This is a genomic window from Mesorhizobium sp. WSM4828 (assembly GCF_055811175.1).
On the sequence record NZ_JBVVQK010000008.1, the window covers coordinates 45,056 to 65,918 of the forward strand.

Below are 20,863 nucleotides of genomic sequence, written 5' to 3' on the forward strand. Positions count from 1 at the left end.
CCTGACCTCCGGTTCGGAAAGGTCAGTTCTTGACCTTTTCGCCGGGATAGGCACCCCAGACGAGCGACTGTGCGAGCCAGCCGGTATGGCCGTCGAAGGTCATTTCGCACCATTGGCCATCGCAGGACTTGATCGTGCCCATCACCCCCGGTTCGAGGATCGCAATGACGCCTGCATCTTTTGCCGGATCGTCGAGGAGGTTGACGCGACCGTCCTTGCCGCGCTGCCAGGGGGCGACGATCGCCGTGCGGCGGCCCGAAAGCAGCGACTGGTTGATCCAGCCTTCCGAGCCATCGGCATCGCGCACCCGGCGCCACGTATCGAACTCCTGGATGATCTCCATCGGCAGGCCTGGCTTCATATACATCCAGTCGACGGAATAGTTGACCCCCGGCCCAACGCGCGAGTTGACGCGGCCGGATTTCAGGCTGACGAAGCGCGGCAGCGGCAAGCCGCTTGGTCCGAGCGTGACGCTCTGGGCGGGTGCCGCGGCACTTTGCGCCATCACTGGTGGGCTATGGATGAGAGCGCCGAGGAATGCTGCACTGAGGGTCAGGCGGAGCGACGCGAAACCAGACACTTTCGTTCCTTTCGGCGCCCGCCCATCGGCGTTCGCGCCCATTTTTCTTTGTCTTCGGCGGAACCGCTTGTTACATGGATGACCGGTACCGCGATCGGCTCTCAGTTTCGCCGTTCTTGGTTAAAGAGGTCTCAACGAGATCGGGTTCGAGGAAACAATGGCAGGCAAAAAGAAGCCCCTCGTCGTCATCACGCGCAAGTTGCCCGACCCGGTCGAGACCCGCATGCGCGAGTTGTTCGACGCCCGCTTGAATGTCGAGGACAGGCCGATGACGCAGCCGGAACTGGTGGCGGCGGTCAAGGAGGCCGACGTCCTGGTGCCGACTATAACCGACAATATCGACGCGGCGCTGATTGCCCAAGCCGGCGAAAACCTCAAGCTGATCGCCAATTTCGGCAATGGCGTCGACAAGATCGATGTTGCGGCAGCGGCCAAGAAAGGCATCACCGTCACCAACACGCCGAACGTGTTGACCGAAGATACAGCCGACATGACCATGGCGCTGATGCTGGCCGTGCCGCGGCGGCTGGCCGAAGGCGCCAACGTGCTGACCGGCGACAAGAAATGGGCGGGCTGGTCGCCGACCTGGATGCTCGGCAGGCGCATCTGGGGCAAACGGCTCGGCATTGTCGGCATGGGTCGCATCGGCACCGCCGTCGCCAGGCGCGCCAAGGCCTTTGGCCTCTCGATCCACTACCACAACCGCCACCGCGTGCTGCCGGCAATCGAGGACGAGTTGGAAGCGACGTATTGGGAAAGCCTCGACCAGATGCTCGCCCGCATGGACATTATCTCGGTCAATTGTCCATCGACACCGGCAACCTTCCACCTGCTTTCGGCGCGGCGGCTGGCGCTTCTGCAACCGTCAGCTTACATAGTCAACACCGCGCGCGGCGATATCATCGATGAGGAATCGCTGGTCAAGCTCATCCATGACGGCAAGATCGCCGGCGCCGGCCTCGACGTCTACGAGCATGAGCCGGCGCTGAACAGCAAGCTGCTGAAGCTCGCCCACAAAGGCAAGGTCGTGCTGTTGCCACATATGGGTTCGGCGACGCTCGAAGGCCGTATCGACATGGGCGAGAAGGTGATCATCAACATCCGCGCCTTCTTCGACGGTCATCGTCCGCCCGACCGCGTGCTGCCGCTGCGGGCGTGATCGGCCGCCATGCCAGCGAATTCTGGTCGCGGCGCGGCTTGCTCACTTTTGGATAGCGTTGGCTTACGAAAGAGCCTTGCGCATGGTGATTGAGGTCGGCCGGTCGTAGCCCTTGTGCGCTGTCCGTTCGGTTTCTCGAAAACCGAGGCGGGCAAAGGCTACGTGATTTCCGGTCAGCTCGATCCGGGTCTGGAGCTCGATGGCGGTCCTTTTGTGGCTGCGGGCAAGATCTTCGACGGCCTGCATCAGCTGTTTTCCAACGCCTTGTCCCTGAAGAACCGGCTCGACCGCGAGCTTTCCAATATAGAAGTCGTCTGCCCGCTTCAGGACGAAGACGCAACCGACGATCTCGTTTTCCTTCAGCGCCAGGAATGCTGTCTCCTCCAGCGCTCTAGCCCTGAGATTTTCAACGGTGAGCCGATGCGCCGAGGACGGCGGGTCAATAACCCCGTCCATGAAGGCGAAGGCGCGCATGACCAGCGCCAGCACCTCGTCCCAACGGTCGAAATCGGCCGCAAGCTGCACGATGGAAACGTCGGCAGGCAGGCTCACCGGCTGGTTCGCTTGTAGCGGATCGTGTCGAAGCGTGCCGCCAGCGCATCGTAGAGCAGCAGTCGTCCGACCAGCGGCTCGCCAATCCCGGTGATCAGCTTGATCGCTTCCATGGCCTGCAGCGTGCCGATGACCCCGGTCAGCGCGCCGACAATGCCGGCCACCGCACAGGATGGCACCAGTCCCGGCGGCGGCGCCTCGGGAAAGAGATCGCGGTAGCTTGGGTTCAACGTGCCGTCCGGACCGGTTTCGAACGGCTTCAACACGGTGACCGAGCCGTCGAAGCGGCCAACGGCCGCATGCACGAGCGGCCGGCCCTCGGCGGCGCAGGCGTCGGCTACCGCGTAGCGTGTCTCGAAATTGTCGGAGCCGTCAACGACGATGTCATAACGGGCAATGAGAGCAGGGGCGTTGTCCACGGTCAGCCTGAAATTGTGCTCTTCCACGACGACGTTTGGATTGATGCGGACGATCGCCGCCCTGGCGCTGTCGGTTTTCGCCACGCCGACATCGCCCGTGGCGTGGATCACTTGTCGTTGCAGGTTGGAAAGCGAAACGATGTCGTCGTCGACGATACCGAGGGTGCCAATCCCTGCGGCGGCGAGATATTCGAGCACCGGCGCTCCCAATCCGCCGGCGCCGATGACCAGCACCCGCGCCCGCTTCAGCCGCTGCTGGCCGGCGCCGCCGATTTCGGGCAGCACGATGTGGCGGGCGTAGCGTTCGAGTTCTTCATCGGTGAGGGCGGCTGTGATCATCGCCGGACCATATAGCGGAGGAGAAAGCTTGTCAGCGCCATCCATGCGGCTCAGAAATGTGCCATGGACGAAGTTCAAATGGTCGGCCTGACCGTACCGTGATCGACGGTCAGGAACTGCGCGCGTCCCTTGAGGCTGTCAAACAATGCGGCATCGGTCCCGGTCATGAAAGCCTGGCAGTTCAGCTCCTCCAGGATCGAGAACAAGGCCGCCCGTCGACCGCCGTCGAGATGGGCAGCAATCTCGTCGAGCAGCAGGATCGGCGTCATGCCCGACATCTCGCCGGTTAGCCGCGCATGCGACAAGACAATGCCGACCAGCAGCGCCTTCTGCTCGCCGGTCGAACAGAGCTCGGCCGGCATCGCCTTGGGCCGGTGGCGCACCACAAGGTCGGAACGGTGCGGACCGTCGAGCGTGCGTCCGGCGGTGCGGTCGCGGTCGCGCCCCTGGCCAAGCGCACGACGGAACCGTTCCTCGACGTCGACGGCCGGCAACATACCGATTTCGCCTTCCAGTTCGCCCGAGATGCCGATGTCGGCTTGCGGGAACGGTCCATCGCCGGGCAGCCGGTCGATCATGCCGGCGAGCAGGCGCACCAGTTCGGCACGCGCCGCGGCAATTGCCACGCCGGTCTCGGCCATTTGCATCTCGATCGCATCGAACCAGGCACCGTCGCGTGAACCGTCGGCGAGCAGCCTGTTGCGGCCGCGCATTGCCTTTTCGTAGTCAAGCGCGCGCTGGCCGTGGCCGGGATCGATCGCCAGCACCAGCCGGTCGAGGAAGCGCCGGCGGTCGGCCGCCGGCCCGGGGAACAGCCCGTCCATGGCCGGTGTCAGCCAGACCACGCGCAGCCATTCCAGCATGTCTTCGGCTGAGCGCGCGGCTGCGCCGTTGATCCGCACCCGCCTGCCGCCTTCGCCGTCGCTGCCAGCAATCCCGGTACCGATCTCGACCTGGCCTTCCGGTCCGTCGAGCCGGGCATGCAGCGCAAAGCCACCGTCGCCGCCTTCGCGCGCCACCTCGGCATAGGGTGCGCGGCGCAGGCCGCGGCCTGGCGTGAGCAGCGAGATCGCTTCAAGCAGATTAGTCTTGCCGGCGCCATTGTCGCCGGAGAAAACCACAGCGCCGGGATCAAGGTCGATTGCCAACGCCGCATAGTTGCGGAAATTCGTAAGTGTAAGCTTACTTATGTAGGTCTGCTTCGGTTTTGCAGATCTGGTCACGACAGCAAGATGGCCCCGTTCGGGCCCTACACCCGCATCGGCATCAGCACGTAGAGCGCGGTCTCGTCGGCCATGTCGTGGATCAGCGTCGGGGAACCGGCATCCGCCAGCATGAACTTCGCCTCCGTGCCGGTCAGTTGCGCGGCAACGTCGAGCAGGTATTTGGCGTTGAAGCCGATCTCGATCGGATCGGACGAATAGTCGGCCGCCAATTCCTCGGTGGCACTGCCCGAATCCGGATTGTTGACCGCAAGCGTGACCTGCCCTTCGGCGATCGTAAGCTTCACCGCCCGGCCGCGTTCGGACGAAATGGTCGAAACGCGATCGACGGCAGCGGCGAAACTCTGGCGATCGATAATCAGCTTCTTGTCGTTGCCGGTCGGAATGACGCGCTGGTAGTCCGGGAAAGTGCCGTCGATCAGCTTGGAGGTCAAGATGACGCTGCCGATGGTGAAACGGATCTTGGTGTCCGACAGCTCGGTGGTCACTGCAACATCGGGATCGTCGACCAGCTTTTGCAGCTCGCTGACCGTCTTTCGCGGGATGATGACGCCAGGCATGCCCTCAGAGCCTGCCGGCGCATCGATCTCGGCGCGCGCCAGCCGGTGGCCATCGGTCGCGACCGAGCGCAGCTTCAGCTTGCCGCCGGCTTCGTGCGTGTGCAGATAGATGCCGTTCAGATAATAGCGCGTCTCCTCGGTCGAGATGGCGAACTGGGTCTTTTCGATGAGCCCCTTTAGTCCGACGGAATCGAGCCGGAAAATATGCGAGAACGACCCGGCTGAAAGCTCGGGAAAGTCGGACTGCGGCAGGCATTGCAGGCGGAAGCTCGAGCGCCCCGACGTCACCGTCATGGCGTTGCCGTCTTCGTCGGTCTTCAGCGCCACCTCCGCGCCGTCGGCAAGCTTGCGCACGATGTCGTAGAGCAGATGTGCCGGGACCGTCGTCGCCCCGCCACGCTCGACCTTTGCCGGTGTTGCTTCGGTCACCTCCAAGTCGAGGTCGGTCGCCTTCATTTCAAGGCTGGCCCCCTCGGCGCTGAGCAGCACATTCGACAGGATCGGAATGGTGTTGCGCCGCTCGACCACGCGGTGAACATGGTTGAGCGACTTCAGGAGATTTGACCGTTCCAAGATAACACGCATGACGAAACAGGCTCGCTTGAATGAATGAACGGGTCTCCGGCAAGCGGCGCCCCGCGAAAGGTCTGAACAGGCTCAGAATCTGCGTAAACTGACAGGAAAAACCCGGCAAACGCAAGCCCGCGCCACCGGTTCGGGCCGGCTGCACGGGCTTTCTGGGGATAAAAAGGCCGAAGTCCGCGAGCCGGCGTTTTTCGGGCCGTCAGGCCTGGTCGTTGATCAGCCTTCTCAGCAATTCAAGTTCCTGCGCCAGTGTGTTGTCGGCACCGGAAAGATCCTCGATCTTGCGCACCGCATGCAGCACGGTCGTATGGTCACGGCCGCCGAACCGCCGCCCAATCTCCGGCAGCGAGCGCGGCGTCATCACCTTCGACAGATACATGGCGACCTGCCGTGGCTTGACGATGGTGCGTGTGCGCCGGTTGGACAGAAGTTCGGTCTTCGACACGTTGTAGTGGCGCGCGACGATGCGCTGGATGTCCTCGATACGTACCCGCTTCGGTTCGCCCGAACGATAGATGTGGCCAAGGATCTCGTCGATGCGGTCGATGGTGATCTGCGGTTCGAAGGATTGGCGAAACAAAAGCTGGTTGAAGGCACCTTCGAGCTCGCGTCCGCTGCCGGTCACCGTGCGGGCGACGTGGTTGAGGATCTCTTCGGAAATATCGAGCGACGCATCGTCGATCTTGGCGGTGGCAAGCCTGAGCTTGAGCATACCGATACGCATAGCGAAATCCGGGGCTGACATTTCCAGCGCGACGCCGCCGTTGAGGCGCGAGCGGACGCGAGGCTCCAGCGACTCCAATTCCGACGGCGGCCGGTCGGCAGCGACCACCACTTGCTTGGCGCTGTCGAGCAGCATGTTGATCAAATGGCAGAATTCGTGCTGGATCGACTTGCCCTGCAGGAACTGCATGTCGTCGATGATGAGGAGGTCGATGTCGCGCAGCTGTTCTTTCAGCGTCAGTGCGTTGTTGTCGCGGATCGCGGTGGCGAACCGCCACATGAAATACTCAGCCGTCAGATAGACGACCCGCGATTTCGGATTCTGCTTCAGCGATTCTGCGGCGATCGCCTGCAACAGATGCGTTTTGCCCAGCCCGACCGTCGCGTGGAGAAAGAGTGGATTGAAACGCACCGCGCTCGACTGCGATTCCGCGACCGCCTTGGCGGCGGCAAAAGCCACTCGGTTCGATGGTCCTTCGATGAAGGAGGTGAAAGTGTAGCGTGGATCGAGCGGCGAACCGAGAACATTGTGCCGGAACTCGGTTTCTGCCGGCATCCCCGGGCGGGGTGCCGGGACCCGTTCGACCCTGCTGGGGCTCGCCGTGCCGGCAGAGAGCGCGGTTTGCGTCTGCCTGGTCATCTTGCGCGCCGGGGCCATTTCTGGCTCGACGCTGTTGCGGCCCTGGCGTGTGGCGGTACGAACCACGATTTCGATCTTGAGGATCTCCGGATCCTCGTGCTTCCACAACTCGGTGATAAGATCGAGATAGTGGCCGTTGATCCATGAACGCAGGAATGCGGTTGGCACAGAGATGCGGACAATGCCCTTGGAGGATTCAGCGACCTTCATGCGCCCGAACCAGCTCGAATAGACCTCGGTTCCCAGACGAGCCTTCAACTGGGCCTTGACCCGATCGAACTTCTGTTCAGCTTCATTGGAAGCCGCCATGTCGTTCCTTCCGATTAACGTTCCAGGAAATGGGAGGTCGCCTGTAAGCTCCCTTTCGATGCCGCCGCTCTGCATGATCGAGTTCCTTGTCTCTTGTACCTGTTTTCCGCCGGGGATGCGCCTCCTGCATCCATGTTTCCGGCGACCGTGTCTTCGCTGCGACACCATCGCCGCCGCCGGCCGATGAATCGCCTCGTTGTCGGTCCGGCGCCGAAGAGCCGATCCGCCTTGGTCATGTCAGGGCAACAAAATGCCGTCCGGCGAAAAACCGCCGGCGCACCGTCGACCTGCCATGTACAATTACGCCAGTCCCCTACCGTATCGAAAAGACAAACCAACCCGTCCGCGGAGTTGAATCCGCGCTGTAAACTCTGCCAATTTGAGCTGGCCGGTTTCAGGCTGGTCAAGGGCCAAGGGCCCGTCCCTTCGATGGACAGACATTACCGAAATCGCTGTGGATAGGGCAAGGCCACCCCTAACGGATTTTTAAGGAATCTGCCTAGCAAGGCACGTTTCGGATGCCGTGCTGCAACAGTTGATTTTGACAAAGCCATTGTGATTCAAACCCTTTTCCGCCGAATATGAAAAAGGCCACACAACGCGAAATTTTCTGAAATAATTCACTTGACAGCCAATTGTCGCCTATCGGCTGCAGCTGATGTGAACAAGCTGTGGATCACCATCGGTAAGCTCCTGAAAAGAAACGGTAATCTGTGACGCTCGGAAATTTTCGTATGGGCGGTTTCGGAGGCTCCGAATATGAGCGGGCATGTATATGCCGGCAAAGCATTTCGAACTTTGAAATGCTCGCGGAGCGCCGTTTTGCGGGCTTTCTTTTAAGTACTTGCCGGCAAACGAAAAAACCCGGCGCGATTGGCCGGGTTTGAAGAAGCGCAGTTCAGGATGGATATATTAGGCTGACAGCACCTTGACCCGTTGGGCCAGCCGCGACACCTTGCGCGATGCCGTGTTCTTGTGCACCACGCCCTTGGTCGCGGCGCGCATCAATTCCGGCTCGGCCACCTTGAAGGCAGCCTGTGCGGCCGCCTTGTCGCCAGCCGCGAGCGCCTCTTCGACCTGGCGGATGTAGGTCCGGACGCGGGAGCGGCGGTTCTTGTTGATCGCTGCGCGACGGGCGATCTTGCGCGTTGCCTTTTTGGCCGAGGAGGTATTGGCCATGGTGCCTCTCTTCTGATCTGGTGGGCGCTTGCGGGATACCGCAGGGCGCAAAAAACAAACGGGCAGCCACAGGGCCGCCTCGGTTGGTGCGGCTTATAGTTCAGCTTTTCCGGCGCGTCAACGCTGCAGCGCTTTCTTTTTGACCGGCGCCTTCGTCATCTCATCGGTTCGTGAAATTCGGCTTCCGCTTGCCGGTAAAGGCCGCCATGCCTTCCTTCTGGTCATCCAGCGCAAACAGCGAATGAAACAGCCGGCGCTCGAACCGCAGACCCTCTGTCAGCGTCGTCTCATAGGCGCGGTTGACGGCCTCCTTTGCCATCATCACCGACGGCAAGGAAAAACCGGCGATCTTGGCCGCTGCCTTAAGCGCTTCCTCGATCAACTCGCCGGCTGGTACGACGCGCGAGACAAGGCCGGAACGCTCGGCCTCGGCTGCGTCCATCATTCGCCCCGTCAGGCACATGTCCATCGCTTTCGACTTGCCGACGAAGCGGGTCAGGCGCTGCGACCCGCCCATGCCGGGCATGACGCCCAGCGTGATCTCGGGCTGGCCAAACTTGGCGGTGTCGGCGGCGATGATGAAGTCGCACATCATCGCCAGTTCGCAGCCGCCGCCCAGCGCATAACCCGCCACCGCCGCGATGATCGGCTTTCGTGCTCGCGTAAATTCTTCCCAGCCGACGAAGAAGTCCTGCAGATAGGCATCCACATAGGAGATCGACTGCATTTCCTTGATGTCGGCACCTGCCGCGAAAGCCTTTTCCGAACCAGTGATGACCATGGCGCCAATGTCGGCATTGGCGCCCATGCTATTCACCGACGCGACCAGTTCCGCCAGCACTTGTGAATTCAGCGCGTTGAGCGCCTGCGGCCGGTTCAGCGTAATCAGCCCGACCTTGCCGCGGGTTTCGACGATGATGGTTTCGTAGCCCATGCTTTGCTCCTCCTCCTCGCTTCTGGTTCAAGCCTGACAGGTCCGGCAGTGGAAAGTCGAACGACCGCTTTGCACGATACGCTCGATGTGGCCGCCACAACCAGGCTTGGAGCAGGCTTCGCCCTCGCGATCGTAAACCGCGAAGGAATGCTGGAAGTAGCCCAGCGATCCATCGGTCTGCATATAATCGCGCAACGACGAGCCGCCGGCGGCGATCGCATCGGCGACGACCGAGCGGATTGCTTCGGCCAGGCGTTCGCTCTGCTCTTTGGCTTTCTTGCCGGCTCTCGCGAGGGTGCCCGCTTCGCGCAGCGGCGACAGGCCGGCCCGCCAAAGCGCTTCCGAGACGTAGATATTGCCTAGCCCGGCGATCAGCCTCTGGTCCAGAAGTGCCGCTTTCAGCGGTGACTTGCGACCTTTCAGCAACGAAGCGAGCAGCGCGCCGTCCAGTGCATTTCCTGTAGGCTCGACGCCCAATCCCGCCAGCATCGGATGCATGTCGGGCTCGCCTTCCGAAAATAGCATGAACCCGAAGCGGCGCGGGTCGTTGAAGATCACGCGAGAGCGGACGCCGGCAGGTGATGCGATGTCGAAGACCACGTGATCGTGAGCGCTATTTTTTGAACGTTCGTGGTGGAACGCGCCGGGCGTTGCGCTCTCGTCGGCCGTTTCGATGCGAAACGAACCCGACATGCCGAGATGGCAGATCAAAACCGGGCCGTTGTCCACGTGGATCGTCAGATATTTGGCACGGCGGCCGAGCGCCGCAATCGTCTTGCCGGTCAGCCGCTCCGAAAATCTCTCGGGGAACGGAAACCGCAAATCCGGCCGGCGTGCCTCGACAACGACAATGCGGGCACCTTCAAGGGCCGGCTGCAGGCCGCGCCTGACTGTTTCGACCTCCGGCAGCTCAGGCATGGCCATCTATCGTGGCATGGAAGGAGGTGCCGTAACGGCCGCGCGCCAGCCCGAGATGTTCGGCCACGGTTTCGCCGATGTCGGCAAACGTCGTCCTCAGTCCGATGTCTGCGCCTTTGAAACCCGGCCGTGTCCCGATAACCGGAATTCGCTCGCGTGTGTGATCGGTGCCGCGCCACGTCGGATCGTTGCCGTGATCGGCGGTCAAAATGAGCAGATCGCCTGGCCTCAGCCGTGCGAATGCCTCGGGCAGGCGCCGGTCGAAAGCTTCGAGTGCGGCGGCATACCCCGCAACGTCGCGCCGATGCCCGAACTCGGTGTCGAAGTCGACAAAGTTCGCGAAGACGAGGTCGCCGTCGCGGGCATCTTCCATGGCGCCAAGCGCTTTGTCGAACATTGCCATGTTGCCGGCAGCCTTGCGGACTTCCGAGATCCCACGATGGGCGAAAATGTCGCCGATCTTGCCGACGGCGATAACCCGGCCGCCGCGCGCCGTCAGCCGGTCGAGCAGCGTCGGTTCCGGCGGCGGTACGGCATAGTCGCGACGATTATGCGTTCGCTCGAACGTGGCGGCGGTTTCACCGATAAACGGCCGCGCGATGACGCGGCCGATATTCAGCTGATCGACGAGCCTGCGCACCACCTTGCAGAACTCGTAAAGCCGTTCCAGGCCGAAATGAACCTCATGCGCGGCGATCTGCAGGACGGAGTCGATCGAGGTGTAGCAGATCGGCTTGCCGGTGCGGATATGGTCTTCGCCGAACCGTTCGATGATCTCGGTGCCCGGAGCATGGCAATTACCGAGGATGCCGGGCACCTTCCCTTCACGCACCATTGCTTCGGTCAATTCGGCTGGAAAGGCGGGAATCGTGTCCGGGAAGTAACCCCAGTCGAAACGGACCGGCAGGCCGGCTATTTCCCAATGGCCCGATGGCGTGTCCTTGCCGCTCGAAACCTCTTGGGCCGCCCCGTGAAAGGCGGTGGCAAGCGGGGCACTGCCGCCATTCTCGAACCTGAAACCCGTCGCCGTTGCCGCGGCCTGGCCGAGGCCGAGCGCGAGCATGTTTGGTACAAGAAGGGGCCCGTCACGCAGGCCTTCGCGATCGGCGCGGCCTTCCGCGCAGGCCCGCGCGATGTGTGCGAACGTATTGGAGCCGGTATCGCCATAACGTTCGGCATCGGCCGCGCCGCCGATGCCGAAGGAGTCGAGGACAAAAAGGAAGGCGCGTGCCATCGAATGGTTCATCATTGCCTGCGTGTTGGCTCAGACATAGGGTTCCGCGCCGCCATTGGCAATTCGGAAACCCGAACGGCACGGCTTGGCGTGCTGGCCCGGGAGAGACGAATCGCGGCATGGTCGATCTGCCGATGGAAATGCGCGGCGTGAAGCTCGCATGAGGCCTGCCCTGAACGCATTCGCCGCCGTACTGGCTTTGCTGCTGGATGCGTCTTGCGCAAACCTGGCGCGAGCCGATTGGCGCGATGTTATCGGAACGTTCCGTATCGATATCGTCGCCGAACCGTTGCCGGTCCGAGGGACTATGTGCTGGCCGCTCTAGTCTCGGCCCGCGGTCGCAAGCAATAGCAACAGCCCGTTAGCGGGCTTCAGGCGTCAGCAATCGCTGCACGGAATGGTCGGGCTCCTGCGCGGCCGCAGATAGTAAGTTTCCGCCATCGATATCGAATTGAAGACCGAGCTCAACCCGAACCGGCTTTGGCCGTCCGCCGACCAGGTGATGATTGGCTTGTACGCGAGATCGCTTTCGACCCGAATGAGGAAAGTGCCTTTGATCTTGAGCGCGCTCGGGACAGTTGTGGTGGAATCCTTGACCGCGTCGACGCTAGAGACGCCATCGACCAGTTTGCGCGACCATACGACCAGGACTTTCGGCGTCGTCTCGTTCGTCACCTGTATCGCCGTGATAATGATCTTCGGTTTCGAGCGGTTGTAGGGCTGCAGCGTGGAACTGCCGATCGCCATGATGGCATCGACATCGGCCGCCTTGACGGTCTGCTGCTGCGTGACGAGATCCGCTACCATGCTGCCGATGCGGCTGACCTTTTTGCTGGTCTCGATGGCTTGCGAGGCCTCCATTGTCATAAAGTACATGATCAACAGGACAGGCACGATGAGGGCAAACTCGACAGCCGCAATACCGCGGCGGTCCGAGCAAAGCCGGACTGCTCTTGTACAAATCCCTGCGATGCCCAGCTGTGCCCCCGCACGAATCATGGCTTTGCCCTTTTCCAGCGACTATGTGGTTCAGTTGTCGAACGGCTCGTTCTGCCAAGTGATCGAAGCAAAATGCAGCGTTTTGCCGTCCTTCAGGTTGGCCATCGATTTGGCCATGAAGTCGGTCATCACCGGCCATTTGTAAAAAACCCGCAGCATGTTTCTCGACTCCGCCAGGCCAGGTGCGACGGTGAAGGTCTGTGTGCTCGTGCCCTTGGTCAGCACGACGTCGCCATCCTGAATCTTGAAACCGGCCAGCGCCGCATCGGCGAAGGTCGGATATTCGCGCAAGTCCACCAGCAATCCGGGACAGGTCTTGGCGACCATGATCTCCAATTTGGTGCAGATCATATCCCGCAGCTTGGTACCGGACACATCGGTCGGTCTTAGTTGGCCGGTACGCAGCTGGCGCGCGATGTCGTCGGTGGCGTTTGCCATCACTTCCTGTGCGGCAAAAGAAATGCAGCTCTCCAGGATGGCGAAGACAAGAAGCGCGAAAGGAATTGCAAGCATGGCGAATTCGATCGCCGTGCTCCCGCGGCGGTCGCCCAGAAACCGTCTTGGAAAACCTGCTCGTCCTGCCTTGCTCATGTCCTCTGCCCGCCGATGCCGCTTCTGTATCGGTCCCACCCTTAGTCGGAACCGATTGAAGTCCGGTTGGAATGACCGTTAAATTCAATGGGAAGGCCTTAACCCGGCGATAACCGAAGCACGTTCCCGTCAAAGGCGGAGACGTCGGCTAGCTAATGCCCGGCGCTCATTTCGGCTTCAGAGGCCTTCTCGGCATCGCTCTTATACGAGCTTTCGCAATATGGCGCGCAGGACATGGTCTGTACTTCGGAACGCCGATAGATGCGCACCGACGATGCTGCCTGGCGCACGACGGTTATTTGCTCATCGACGATCGGGTTACCCTCTTGGTCGAGGACGACGAGATTGGTGACGCCAAATCCCTTGCCGGTCAGTACGATGGTCGATGCGTCCTGCACGGAGGCGTCGGCGATCGCCGGATTGCCGACGACAATCGTATCGGCGGCGCGCGACAATTTGATAATTTTTGCCTGGTTCATCGTCACCTCGATGCCGGCGCCGGCCTTGGCTGGAAAGGCGAAAGCCGCTGCGGCAAAAAGCACGGCAACTGGAAATGATGATCTCGGCCCGGCCATTGAGGCGCCCCCTGGCAAACTGTTCAACAGAACATGAACGAGATTGGTGAACCAACCGTTAAGCGGCTGGAGTTCAGGATTAAGCCGGAACCGGCATTGGGCCCAGCCGGCACGGCTGGAACGTCTTTGCCGAATTGCGCCTTTTGCGCCTTTTGTCAGCCCGTGGGCCCAGCGGCGGGTATTTTAGTTCTGGGTTAACCACGCAATGTCGTCGAAGCGGGAAAGGAATCGGTAAGCCTGTTTATTAAGCCGATTGAAACAGCTTCTCCTTAGATTCGCAGTATCCGATCAGCCACCAAGAGAAGTTGACGGAAGTGCTGTAACAATTGGAGTAGGAGCTCGAATGTCTAACCTCATCGCACGTTTTGTGAAGGACGAATCCGGCGCGACCGCTATCGAATACGGTCTGATCGCCGCCCTTATCGCGCTTGCCATCATGGTCGGCGCCGGCTCGCTCGGCAACGCGCTGAACGCCAAGTTCAGCACCATCTCCACTAAGGTGAGCGGTAGCTGATCGTAACAGGTTCGCTTGTTCTCCAAATAAGGGCCGCCGCACTGGCGGCCCTTATTTAGTCTTTAGTCCCGGCACGATTTGAAATTCGGGCCTCATCAATCGTTAAGCGAATGTGACTAGGCTGAGGGCCAGATGCAATTTGACCACAGGCGCGCCGATGCTTGAAGCCGTGATCTTCGTCGTGTTTCCGTTCTGCATGCTTTTTGCCGCGATCTCCGATATGCTTTCGATGACGATCGCCAATCGCGTGCCGGTGTTGCTTGTGGTTGTGTTCGCCTTGGCTGCGCCTTTGACCGGCATGGACTGGGTCACCTATGGCTGGCATTTCGCCGCCGCCGGCCTGGTTCTCGCGGTGACGTTCGGCCTGTTCGCGCTGGGCGGCATGGGCGGTGGCGACGCCAAGCTTCTGGCTGCCACTGCTATGTGGATGGGACTGAACATCCATCTCATCGAGTACCTCGTCGCCTCGACATTCATCGGCGGCCTGCTGACGCTAGCCATCCTCGCCTATCGAAAGTCGCCGCTTGCCGCCGTCACAAGCCACAATCCGTTCCTGCGCCATTTCGCCGATGAGGCGACCGGCGTTCCGTACGGCATCGCGCTTGGCGTTGGCGGTCTGCTCACCTATTCCGACTCGCCATTGATGGCCTGGGCACTTACCAGGCTGGCGGGCTGAATTTCGCTTTACGCCGTTGGCGCCGAGCAGGCGAGTTGGCCACGTTTTCCTTCGGGCCGGGCTTGTCGATCTAATTTATGTAAACGTTAAATTAATCACGATCGTAAGTATAACATTAACCTTGTTTTGACGATTGCCGCTGCAAAGTCCCGCTTGGCTACGTGGTTTGCCAAGGCGAGGTTCGGACAGATGCCAGCATCCCGATTGATTATTCTGAGCGTGGCGATAGCCGCGGCCGGTGGTGCAGGCTATGTCGCGAAGAACATGGTCGTGGCTCCGCCGCCTCCGGTTGTCGATTCCGGTCCTCAGGCGCCGACGATCGCACTGCAGGATGTGCTTGTTCTTTCCGGCGACGTTCCGATGGGCAGTCCGCTTGAAAACAACATTTCCTGGGAGTCATGGCCGTCCGCCGGCATCAACGCAAATTTCATCACCCGCGCCGCCGAGCCTGAAGCGCTGGACAAGCTGAAGGGCGCCGTCGCCCGCGTGGCGCTCTACGCCGGCGAACCGCTGCGGCGCTCGAAGCTGATCGGTGAGGGGCAAAGCTTCATGTCGTCGATCCTGCCCTCCGGCATGCGGGCTGTTGCCACAAGCATCTCGGCCGACACCTCGGCCGGTGGCTTTATTCTTCCCAACGATTTCGTCGACGTCATCATGACCCGCAGAGCCGATCCCGCCAATGGCGGTGGTTCGGGCTTCACGACCGAAACTATTCTCAAGAATATTCGCGTCCTGGCGATCGACCAGACCATTCAGGAAGACGAGGAAGGCAAGAAGACCAGGGTGGGCCAGACCGCCACCCTGGAATTGACGCCGCAGCAGTCAGAGATCATCACCGTCGCACAGCAGATGGCAGATCGCCTGACATTGGCGCTGCGCTCGATCAAGGATAGCCAGGACAAGAATGTGGGCGAAGCCGACTACCTGGTTTCCGGCAATGGCCGGCGCGGAACGGTGCGGTTGATCAAGTCGGGCGAAGTTTCCGAAGTGGGGGCAAGGAAATGAGTCTAAAAACCAAACTGCCGCTCACGCTGGCTGCGGCGATCGGCCTGTTTCTCCTTGGAACGAATGCATATGGCATCCTCGATGCCAGTGCGGCGGGCAATGCCAGGGTTACGGCTTCGACCGCCACCCAGCGGGTCAAGCTTGGACTGAACAAGTCGGTGGTCATCGACCTCCCGAGTGATGCCTACGACATTCTCGTCGCCAACCCCGCTGTAGCCGACGCGGTGACCCGCACCGCCAGGCGCATCTATCTGTTTGGAAAGGCGGTCGGCGAGACCAATATCTTCGTCTTTGGCCCGAATGGCGAGCAGATCGTCAGCCTTGACCTAGCGGTCGAACGTGACGTCGCCGGGCTGGAGGATTACATCAAGCGCTTCATCCCGTCATCGGAGGTCAAGGTCGAGTTGCTGAACGACAACGTCGTTCTGACCGGAACCGTTGACACTCCTCTGGACGCCAAGCGCGCGGCTGATCTGGCGAACATCTTCGTGTCCGGCGGCGAGGCGACCACGGGTCAATATTCGCAGACCGCTGCCGGCGGTTCGGCTGAAGCCGGCGTCGCGATCGATAACCCGGATGCCGAGCGCCGCGTCAGCAAGATCGTCAACCTGCTGCAGATTATCGGCGACGACCAAGTGACGCTGAAGGTGACGGTCGCGGAAGTCAGCCGCTCGGTGATGAAGCAGCTCGGCGTCAACATGGTGGGCAACGGCAGCAGCAACGGCATCAGCTGGGGCGCGGTAAGCGACAATTTCACTGGTTTGGGCAAGTCGCTGTCGAACTCGGGCCTCGCTATCGGGAGCTCGACGCTGCAGGCCTACATCAATGCCATGGAACAGTCCGGCGTCATGAAAACCCTCGCCGAACCAACATTGACGGCCGTATCCGGCGAGAAGGCGACCTTCAAGGTTGGCGGCGAATACAACATGGTGACCAGCGTTTCCCAAGCCGTATCAAACGATAACCAGACCGGTCTGAAGACGTATTCGATCGAGAAGATCGAATACGGCATTGGCCTGGAATTCCAGCCGGTGGTGCTGTCTCCCGGCCGTATCAGCCTGAAAGTCAGAACCTCGGTTTCCGAGCCGACAACGGAGGGGTCTGTGTCTTTGTCCGAAGGTGTAACAAGCCCGGGCATGAATGCCCTGTCGCTCCGCAAGCGCTTGGCCGACACAACAGTGGAACTGCCTTCGGGCGGCTCGATGATGATTGCCGGCCTTGTCCGCGATGATCTCAGGCAAGCCGTCAACGGCTTGCCCGGTCTGACAAAGATTCCAGTGCTTGGCGCGCTGTTCCGCAGCAGGGATTTCGTTCGCAACGAGACCGAGCTCGTCATCATCATAACGCCCTATCTGGTGAAGCCGGTGGCGCGCAACGATCTTGCCAAGCCGGATGACAATTTCAACGCCGCCAGCGATGGCGCCGGCATTTTCCTTGGCCGCGTCAACCGTGTCTACGGCACCATGCAGACCGACAAGCCCAACGGCCGTTACCACGGCGTTGTCGGCTTTATCTACAAGTAAGCGGGGAAGCGGTCATGTCTAAGGCAACATCGAAGGCGCAGGCGATCACCGCGACGCGGTCAGTCCATTCGCGAATCTGGCGGCCGGCCGTTCCCATAATAGCGATCGCGGTGGCGGCATTGCTGGCCGGCTGCGCCAATCGCGACAGCGTCACGGTAGGTGCCATACCGGACGATTATCGCACCACCCATCCGATCGTCATAGCCGAGAAGATACAGAAGATCGATCTTCCGGTCGGCGCCGGCGACCGTGGTATGACCAGATCCCAGCGTGACACACTCCTGGGCTTCCTGGACGGATACGACAGGAGCGCGGCCCCGGTGCTGACGATTGAGATTCCGAGCGGCTCAGCCAACGAAATCGCAGCGGCAGCGGCCGGCCGCGATTTCGCCAGGCTGGCCATAGCCAGCGGCATCAGCCGGAAGCGGATCGCCTTGCGGTCCTATCAGTCTGTCTCGGCCGAAGCGTCCGCACCGGTCCGTGTTGCCTACGTCTCGGTGAAGGCTCAGACGGATAAATGCGGGCGCTGGCCCGAAGACCTGCTGCAGACTTCGGAAAACAAGCACTATGCCGATTTCGGCTGTTCGTATCAGAACAACCTGGCTGCCCAGATGGCCAATCCGTCCGATCTGATCGGGCCACGCAAGCCGACGCCGATCGACGCGGAAAATCGCGGCGCGGTGATCGACGTCTATCGTGACAGAGGTATCTCGGACGAATTCCTCGGCAATTCGGAAGTCGAATATTAACGAGTGTTGAGGCTCAACAAACCCTAAGCCGCGCAAGTCACGGAAAGTGATGACAATGAGCAATCTTGCCTATGACACAGAGGTACCGGGCGGCGAAACCTCGGAGCAGGATATTGCCGCGATGCAGGCGTTGCGGCCGATCCCGCGCATTTCGATCCAGGCATTTTGCGAGACCGAAGGCGTAGCCAATCCGGTCGAGCGCGCCGGCGAGGATCGCCGCATGGCCAAGGCCCATCTGAAGGTGCATATGGGGGGCATCCCCACCGCCATCGAATTCTATCAGTCGGCGCCGACACCGAACCTGATCCTGCTTGAATCGCGCAGCGAGCCGAAGCTGTTGCTGGAACAACTCGCACAGCTCTCCGAGCATTGTGATCCGACCTCCAAGGTGGTGGTTGTCGGCCACTACAACGATGTCGGCCTGTACCGCGAACTCATCCGTTCGGGCATTTCCGAATATGTCATCGCGCCCGTATCGATGGCCGACATCGTCAGCGTGGTGTCTTCGATCTTCGTTGATCCGGAAGCTGAGCCGATCGGCCGCTCGATTGCGTTCATCGGCGCCAAGGGCGGCGTCGGCTCCTCAACCATAGCCCATAATGTGGCCTGGGCCATGTCGTCCCTTTTCAAATCCGAAGTGGTTGTCGCCGATCTCGACCTCGCCTTCGGAACGGCCAATATCAATTTCGACCAGGACCCGGCGCAAGGCATTGCCGAGGCGGTCTTCTCGCCGGAACGCGTCGACGAGGTCTATCTCGACCGGCTGCTCGCCCAATGCGCCGAGCACTTGTCGCTGCTTGCGGCACCTTCGACCCTGGAGCGGGTCTACGATTTCGATCCTGACGCCTTCACCCAGCTTATCGACATAGCCCAGCGTAGCGCGCCGCTCCTCGTGCTTGATGTTCCCCACGTCTGGGCCGGCTGGACCAAGAACACGCTGGTCAAGGCCGACGAGATCGTCATCACGGCGACGCCCGAACTGGCCAATCTGCGCAACACAAAGAACCTGGTCGACATGCTGAAGCGGCTTCGTCCGAACGATCCTGCGCCAAAGCTTGTAATAAACCAGGCCGGTGTGCCGAAACGTCCCGAGATTACGCCGTCCGACTTCTCCGAATCGCTCGGCCTTTCGCCGATGTCGATCATCCCGTTCGAGCCGCTTTTGTTCGGAAATGCTGCCAATAATGGACGTATGCTCGGTGAAATGGATGCCAAGAGTCCGGTCGTCGCCACGATCAACGAGATCGCCCATGTGCTGACAGGGCGCAGCGAAATCAAGGTGAAGAAAAAGGCTGGCCTCGGCAACCTGATCGGCAAGCTTTCGCGCAACAAGAAGTGATGCCTCAGCGGTGGAATTGGTAAGCGATCATGTTTGGTAAAAGAGGCAGCGACGACGGCAACCGGACCATTCCGGAATTCCGTCAGCCAGCACCCGCACCTGCTGCGCCGGCGGCCGCCAACCCTGTGGAAGCGGCTGTAACTGCCAGGCCGGCGGCGCTGCCGCCATCCGGCGCGCCTGCCGCGCCGGCGGTTCGCCGTGCGGTCGAGCCGCCGCCATTGGCCCCGGAGCCGAAAACTATCCAGCGCCAAAAGAGTGAAACCTACTACGACACCAAAAGCCAGGTCTTCGCCGCACTCATCGATACGATCGATCTGTCGCAGCTGGCCAAACTCGATCCCGAAAGCGCGCGCGAGGAAATCCGCGACATTGTCAACGACATCATCGCGATCAAGAATTTCGCGATGTCCATCGCCGAGCAGGAAGAGCTTCTCGAGGATATCTGCAACGACGTTTTGGGCTACGGGCCGCTGGAGCCACTGCTTGCCCGCGACGATATTGCCGACATCATGGTCAATGGCGCCAAGAACGTCTACATCGAAGTCAACGGCAAGGTCGAGCAGACCGGCATCCGTTTCCGCGACAACCAGCAGCTCCTCAACATCTGCCAGCGTATCGTCAGCCAGGTTGGCCGCCGCGTCGATGAATCAAGCCCGATCTGCGATGCGCGTCTTCCTGATGGCTCCCGTGTCAACGTCATCGCACCGCCCCTGGCTATCGACGGCACCGCACTTACCATCCGCAAGTTCAAGAAGGACAAGCTGACGCTCGACCAGCTGGTCAAGTTCGGCTCGATTTCGCCGCAAGGGGCCGAGATTCTCAAGATCATCGGCCGTGTCCGCTGCAACATTGTCATCTCGGGCGGTACCGGCTCAGGCAAGACGACGCTGCTCAATTGCCTGACCAACTATATCGACCGCGAGGAACGCGTCATCACCTGCGAAGACTCAGCTGAGCTGCAATTGCAGCAGCCGCATGTGGTGCGTCTCGAAACCCGTCCGCCCAACCTCGAAGGCGAGGGCGAAGTGACCATGCGCGACCTGGTCAAGAACTGTCTGCGCATGCGCCCCGAACGCATTATCGTCGGCGAAGTGCGCGGACCCGAAGTGTTCGACCTGCTGCAGGCGATGAACACCGGCCATGACGGCTCGATGGGAACGATCCACTCGAACAGCCCGCGCGAATGCCTCAACCGTATTGAGTCGATGATCGCCATGGGCGGCTATACGCTGCCGCAAAAAACCGTGCGCGAAATCGTCGTCGGCTCCATCGACGTGATCATACAGGCTGCACGCCTGCGCGACGGATCGCGGCGTATCACCCACATCACCGAGGTGATCGGCATGGAAGGCGACGTCATCATCACCCAGGACATCGTTCTCTATAACATCAAGGGCGAGGACGCGAACGGCAGGCTGCTGGGCGAGCACGTGTCGACTGGCATCGGCCGTCCGCATTTCTGGGAGCGCGCCCGCTATTACGGTGAGGAGCAGCGCCTCGCGGTTGCGCTCGAGGCGATGGAGAAACGCGCTGACTGA

21 protein-coding genes and 1 pseudogene are annotated in these 20,863 nt (G+C 60.9%); 9 read left to right on the forward strand and 13 right to left on the reverse strand.

Translation table 11 applies throughout. The annotated features are described in order from the left end of the window. Positions 1-22: 22 nt before the first annotated feature. A complete protein-coding gene (locus AC0L2X_RS11660) occupies positions 23-580 on the reverse strand; it encodes an SH3 domain-containing protein (protein WP_473556361.1) in 558 nt (185 codons plus the stop codon). Between the two features lie 157 nt (positions 581-737). On the opposite strand from AC0L2X_RS11660, the gene AC0L2X_RS11665 reads away from it, so the two are divergent. After that, positions 738-1,739: a 2-hydroxyacid dehydrogenase gene (locus AC0L2X_RS11665; protein ID WP_473556358.1), complete on the forward strand. Its 1,002-nt coding sequence runs from the start codon at positions 738-740 to the stop codon at positions 1,737-1,739. A gap of 63 nt (positions 1,740-1,802) precedes the next feature. On the opposite strand, the gene AC0L2X_RS11670 is transcribed toward AC0L2X_RS11665, so the two are convergent. The 9 genes from AC0L2X_RS11670 to AC0L2X_RS11710 form a co-directional block, all read right to left on the reverse strand. Beyond that, positions 1,803-2,291 carry a GNAT family N-acetyltransferase gene (locus AC0L2X_RS11670; protein WP_473556355.1) on the reverse strand — a complete coding sequence of 163 codons (489 nt, stop codon included), beginning with the start codon at positions 2,289-2,291 and terminating at the stop codon, positions 1,803-1,805. Next, entirely contained in the window at positions 2,288-3,049 is a 762-nt protein-coding gene (locus tag AC0L2X_RS11675; protein ID WP_352488174.1) for a molybdopterin-synthase adenylyltransferase MoeB, read from the reverse strand. Before AC0L2X_RS11675 ends, AC0L2X_RS11670 begins: the two co-directional genes overlap by 4 nt. Before the next feature lie 74 nt (positions 3,050-3,123). Continuing rightward, entirely contained in the window at positions 3,124-4,272 is a 1,149-nt protein-coding gene (recF, locus tag AC0L2X_RS11680; RefSeq protein WP_473556352.1) for a DNA replication/repair protein RecF, read from the reverse strand. 26 nt (positions 4,273-4,298) lie between these two features. After that, positions 4,299-5,417 carry a DNA polymerase III subunit beta gene (gene dnaN / locus AC0L2X_RS11685; protein ID WP_352488176.1) on the reverse strand — a complete coding sequence of 373 codons (1,119 nt, stop codon included), beginning with the start codon at positions 5,415-5,417 and terminating at the stop codon, positions 4,299-4,301. Positions 5,418-5,616: 199 nt separating this feature from the next. Next, positions 5,617-7,164, reverse strand: coding sequence for a chromosomal replication initiator protein DnaA (gene dnaA / locus AC0L2X_RS11690; protein WP_473599827.1), 1,548 nt, complete (start codon positions 7,162-7,164; stop codon positions 5,617-5,619). Between the two features lie 837 nt (positions 7,165-8,001). Continuing rightward, positions 8,002-8,268: a 30S ribosomal protein S20 gene (gene rpsT, locus AC0L2X_RS11695; protein ID WP_023676922.1), complete on the reverse strand. Its 267-nt coding sequence runs from the start codon at positions 8,266-8,268 to the stop codon at positions 8,002-8,004. A gap of 160 nt (positions 8,269-8,428) precedes the next feature. Further along, complete coding sequence (locus tag AC0L2X_RS11700) at positions 8,429-9,202, reverse strand: enoyl-CoA hydratase (protein ID WP_023719544.1); 774 nt, start codon at positions 9,200-9,202, stop codon at positions 8,429-8,431. A gap of 27 nt (positions 9,203-9,229) precedes the next feature. Then, a complete protein-coding gene (gene mutM / locus AC0L2X_RS11705) occupies positions 9,230-10,120 on the reverse strand; it encodes a bifunctional DNA-formamidopyrimidine glycosylase/DNA-(apurinic or apyrimidinic site) lyase (RefSeq protein WP_473556348.1) in 891 nt (296 codons plus the stop codon). Then, the gene (locus AC0L2X_RS11710) at positions 10,113-11,354 is read right to left on the reverse strand and encodes a phosphopentomutase (RefSeq protein ID WP_473556445.1); all 1,242 of its coding nucleotides are present in this window, start codon (positions 11,352-11,354) and stop codon (positions 10,113-10,115) included. The genes mutM and AC0L2X_RS11710 overlap by 8 nt, the downstream gene beginning before the upstream one ends. 160 nt (positions 11,355-11,514) lie before the next feature. Between AC0L2X_RS11710 and AC0L2X_RS11715 the strand changes: the two are divergent. Next, positions 11,515-11,643 (forward strand): annotated as a pseudogene (locus AC0L2X_RS11715) (phosphate/phosphite/phosphonate ABC transporter substrate-binding protein); the annotation flags it as partial. An 89-nt stretch (positions 11,644-11,732) separates the two neighbouring features. On the opposite strand, the gene AC0L2X_RS11720 reads toward AC0L2X_RS11715, so the two are convergent. The 3 genes from AC0L2X_RS11720 to AC0L2X_RS11730 form a co-directional block, all read right to left on the reverse strand. Beyond that, positions 11,733-12,353 (reverse strand): TadE/TadG family type IV pilus assembly protein, encoded by a 621-nt coding sequence (locus AC0L2X_RS11720; protein WP_023676926.1) that lies wholly within the window; start codon positions 12,351-12,353, stop codon positions 11,733-11,735. 30 nt (positions 12,354-12,383) lie between these two features. Further along, entirely contained in the window at positions 12,384-12,944 is a 561-nt protein-coding gene (locus AC0L2X_RS11725; protein ID WP_352664241.1) for a TadE/TadG family type IV pilus assembly protein, read from the reverse strand. Between the two features lie 152 nt (positions 12,945-13,096). Next, positions 13,097-13,519, reverse strand: a complete 423-nt coding sequence (locus AC0L2X_RS11730) for a pilus assembly protein N-terminal domain-containing protein (protein WP_352455128.1) — start codon at positions 13,517-13,519, stop codon at positions 13,097-13,099. Positions 13,520-13,862: 343 nt separating this feature from the next. On the opposite strand from AC0L2X_RS11730, the gene AC0L2X_RS11735 reads away from it, so the two are divergent. The 7 genes from AC0L2X_RS11735 to AC0L2X_RS11765 all read left to right on the forward strand — a co-directional run bounded on the left by AC0L2X_RS11735 (position 13,863) and on the right by AC0L2X_RS11765 (position 20,863). Further along, positions 13,863-14,033 (forward strand): Flp family type IVb pilin, encoded by a 171-nt coding sequence (locus AC0L2X_RS11735; protein WP_352488184.1) that lies wholly within the window; start codon positions 13,863-13,865, stop codon positions 14,031-14,033. Positions 14,034-14,190: 157 nt separating this feature from the next. Next, positions 14,191-14,709: an A24 family peptidase gene (locus AC0L2X_RS11740; protein ID WP_473556345.1), complete on the forward strand. Its 519-nt coding sequence runs from the start codon at positions 14,191-14,193 to the stop codon at positions 14,707-14,709. A gap of 189 nt (positions 14,710-14,898) precedes the next feature. Continuing rightward, positions 14,899-15,714, forward strand: a complete 816-nt coding sequence (cpaB, locus tag AC0L2X_RS11745; RefSeq protein ID WP_352488187.1) for a Flp pilus assembly protein CpaB — start codon at positions 14,899-14,901, stop codon at positions 15,712-15,714. Continuing rightward, positions 15,711-17,237, forward strand: a complete 1,527-nt coding sequence (locus tag AC0L2X_RS11750; protein ID WP_352488188.1) for a type II and III secretion system protein family protein — start codon at positions 15,711-15,713, stop codon at positions 17,235-17,237. The genes cpaB and AC0L2X_RS11750 overlap by 4 nt, the downstream gene beginning before the upstream one ends. A 14-nt stretch (positions 17,238-17,251) precedes the next feature. Beyond that, on the forward strand, positions 17,252-17,986 hold the full coding sequence (locus AC0L2X_RS11755) for a CpaD family pilus assembly protein (RefSeq protein WP_473556343.1): 735 nt from the start codon (positions 17,252-17,254) through the stop codon (positions 17,984-17,986). A 55-nt stretch (positions 17,987-18,041) separates the two neighbouring features. After that, positions 18,042-19,325, forward strand: coding sequence for a CpaE/TadZ family protein (locus AC0L2X_RS11760; RefSeq protein WP_352488190.1), 1,284 nt, complete (start codon positions 18,042-18,044; stop codon positions 19,323-19,325). Positions 19,326-19,354: 29 nt separating this feature from the next. Next, a complete protein-coding gene (locus AC0L2X_RS11765; RefSeq protein WP_473556342.1) occupies positions 19,355-20,863 on the forward strand; it encodes a CpaF family protein in 1,509 nt (502 codons plus the stop codon).

Excerpts from the sequence above, each read along its gene's own strand:
- AC0L2X_RS11760 (WP_352488190.1), top strand. The coding sequence starts at position 18,042 with ATGAGCAATCTTGCCTATGACACAGAGGTACCGGGCGGCGAAACCTCG.
- dnaA (WP_473599827.1), bottom strand. The coding sequence starts at position 7,164 with ATGCAGAGCGGCGGCATCGAAAGGGAGCTTACAGGCGACCTCCCATTT.
- AC0L2X_RS11735 (WP_352488184.1), top strand. The coding sequence starts at position 13,863 with ATGTCTAACCTCATCGCACGTTTTGTGAAGGACGAATCCGGCGCGACC.
- AC0L2X_RS11755 (WP_473556343.1), top strand. The coding sequence starts at position 17,252 with ATGTCTAAGGCAACATCGAAGGCGCAGGCGATCACCGCGACGCGGTCA.
- AC0L2X_RS11665 (WP_473556358.1), top strand. The coding sequence starts at position 738 with ATGGCAGGCAAAAAGAAGCCCCTCGTCGTCATCACGCGCAAGTTGCCC.
- AC0L2X_RS11720 (WP_023676926.1), bottom strand. The coding sequence starts at position 12,353 with ATGATTCGTGCGGGGGCACAGCTGGGCATCGCAGGGATTTGTACAAGA.
- AC0L2X_RS11725 (WP_352664241.1), bottom strand. The coding sequence starts at position 12,944 with ATGAGCAAGGCAGGACGAGCAGGTTTTCCAAGACGGTTTCTGGGCGAC.
- AC0L2X_RS11710 (WP_473556445.1), bottom strand. The coding sequence starts at position 11,354 with ATGGCACGCGCCTTCCTTTTTGTCCTCGACTCCTTCGGCATCGGCGGC.
- AC0L2X_RS11750 (WP_352488188.1), top strand. The coding sequence starts at position 15,711 with ATGAGTCTAAAAACCAAACTGCCGCTCACGCTGGCTGCGGCGATCGGC.
- AC0L2X_RS11730 (WP_352455128.1), bottom strand. The coding sequence starts at position 13,519 with ATGGCCGGGCCGAGATCATCATTTCCAGTTGCCGTGCTTTTTGCCGCA.
- AC0L2X_RS11675 (WP_352488174.1), bottom strand. The coding sequence starts at position 3,049 with ATGATCACAGCCGCCCTCACCGATGAAGAACTCGAACGCTACGCCCGC.
- AC0L2X_RS11740 (WP_473556345.1), top strand. The coding sequence starts at position 14,191 with ATGCTTGAAGCCGTGATCTTCGTCGTGTTTCCGTTCTGCATGCTTTTT.
- AC0L2X_RS11765 (WP_473556342.1), top strand. The coding sequence starts at position 19,355 with ATGTTTGGTAAAAGAGGCAGCGACGACGGCAACCGGACCATTCCGGAA.
- dnaN (WP_352488176.1), bottom strand. The coding sequence starts at position 5,417 with ATGCGTGTTATCTTGGAACGGTCAAATCTCCTGAAGTCGCTCAACCAT.
- AC0L2X_RS11700 (WP_023719544.1), bottom strand. The coding sequence starts at position 9,202 with ATGGGCTACGAAACCATCATCGTCGAAACCCGCGGCAAGGTCGGGCTG.
- mutM (WP_473556348.1), bottom strand. The coding sequence starts at position 10,120 with ATGCCTGAGCTGCCGGAGGTCGAAACAGTCAGGCGCGGCCTGCAGCCG.
- rpsT (WP_023676922.1), bottom strand. The coding sequence starts at position 8,268 with ATGGCCAATACCTCCTCGGCCAAAAAGGCAACGCGCAAGATCGCCCGT.
- cpaB (WP_352488187.1), top strand. The coding sequence starts at position 14,899 with ATGCCAGCATCCCGATTGATTATTCTGAGCGTGGCGATAGCCGCGGCC.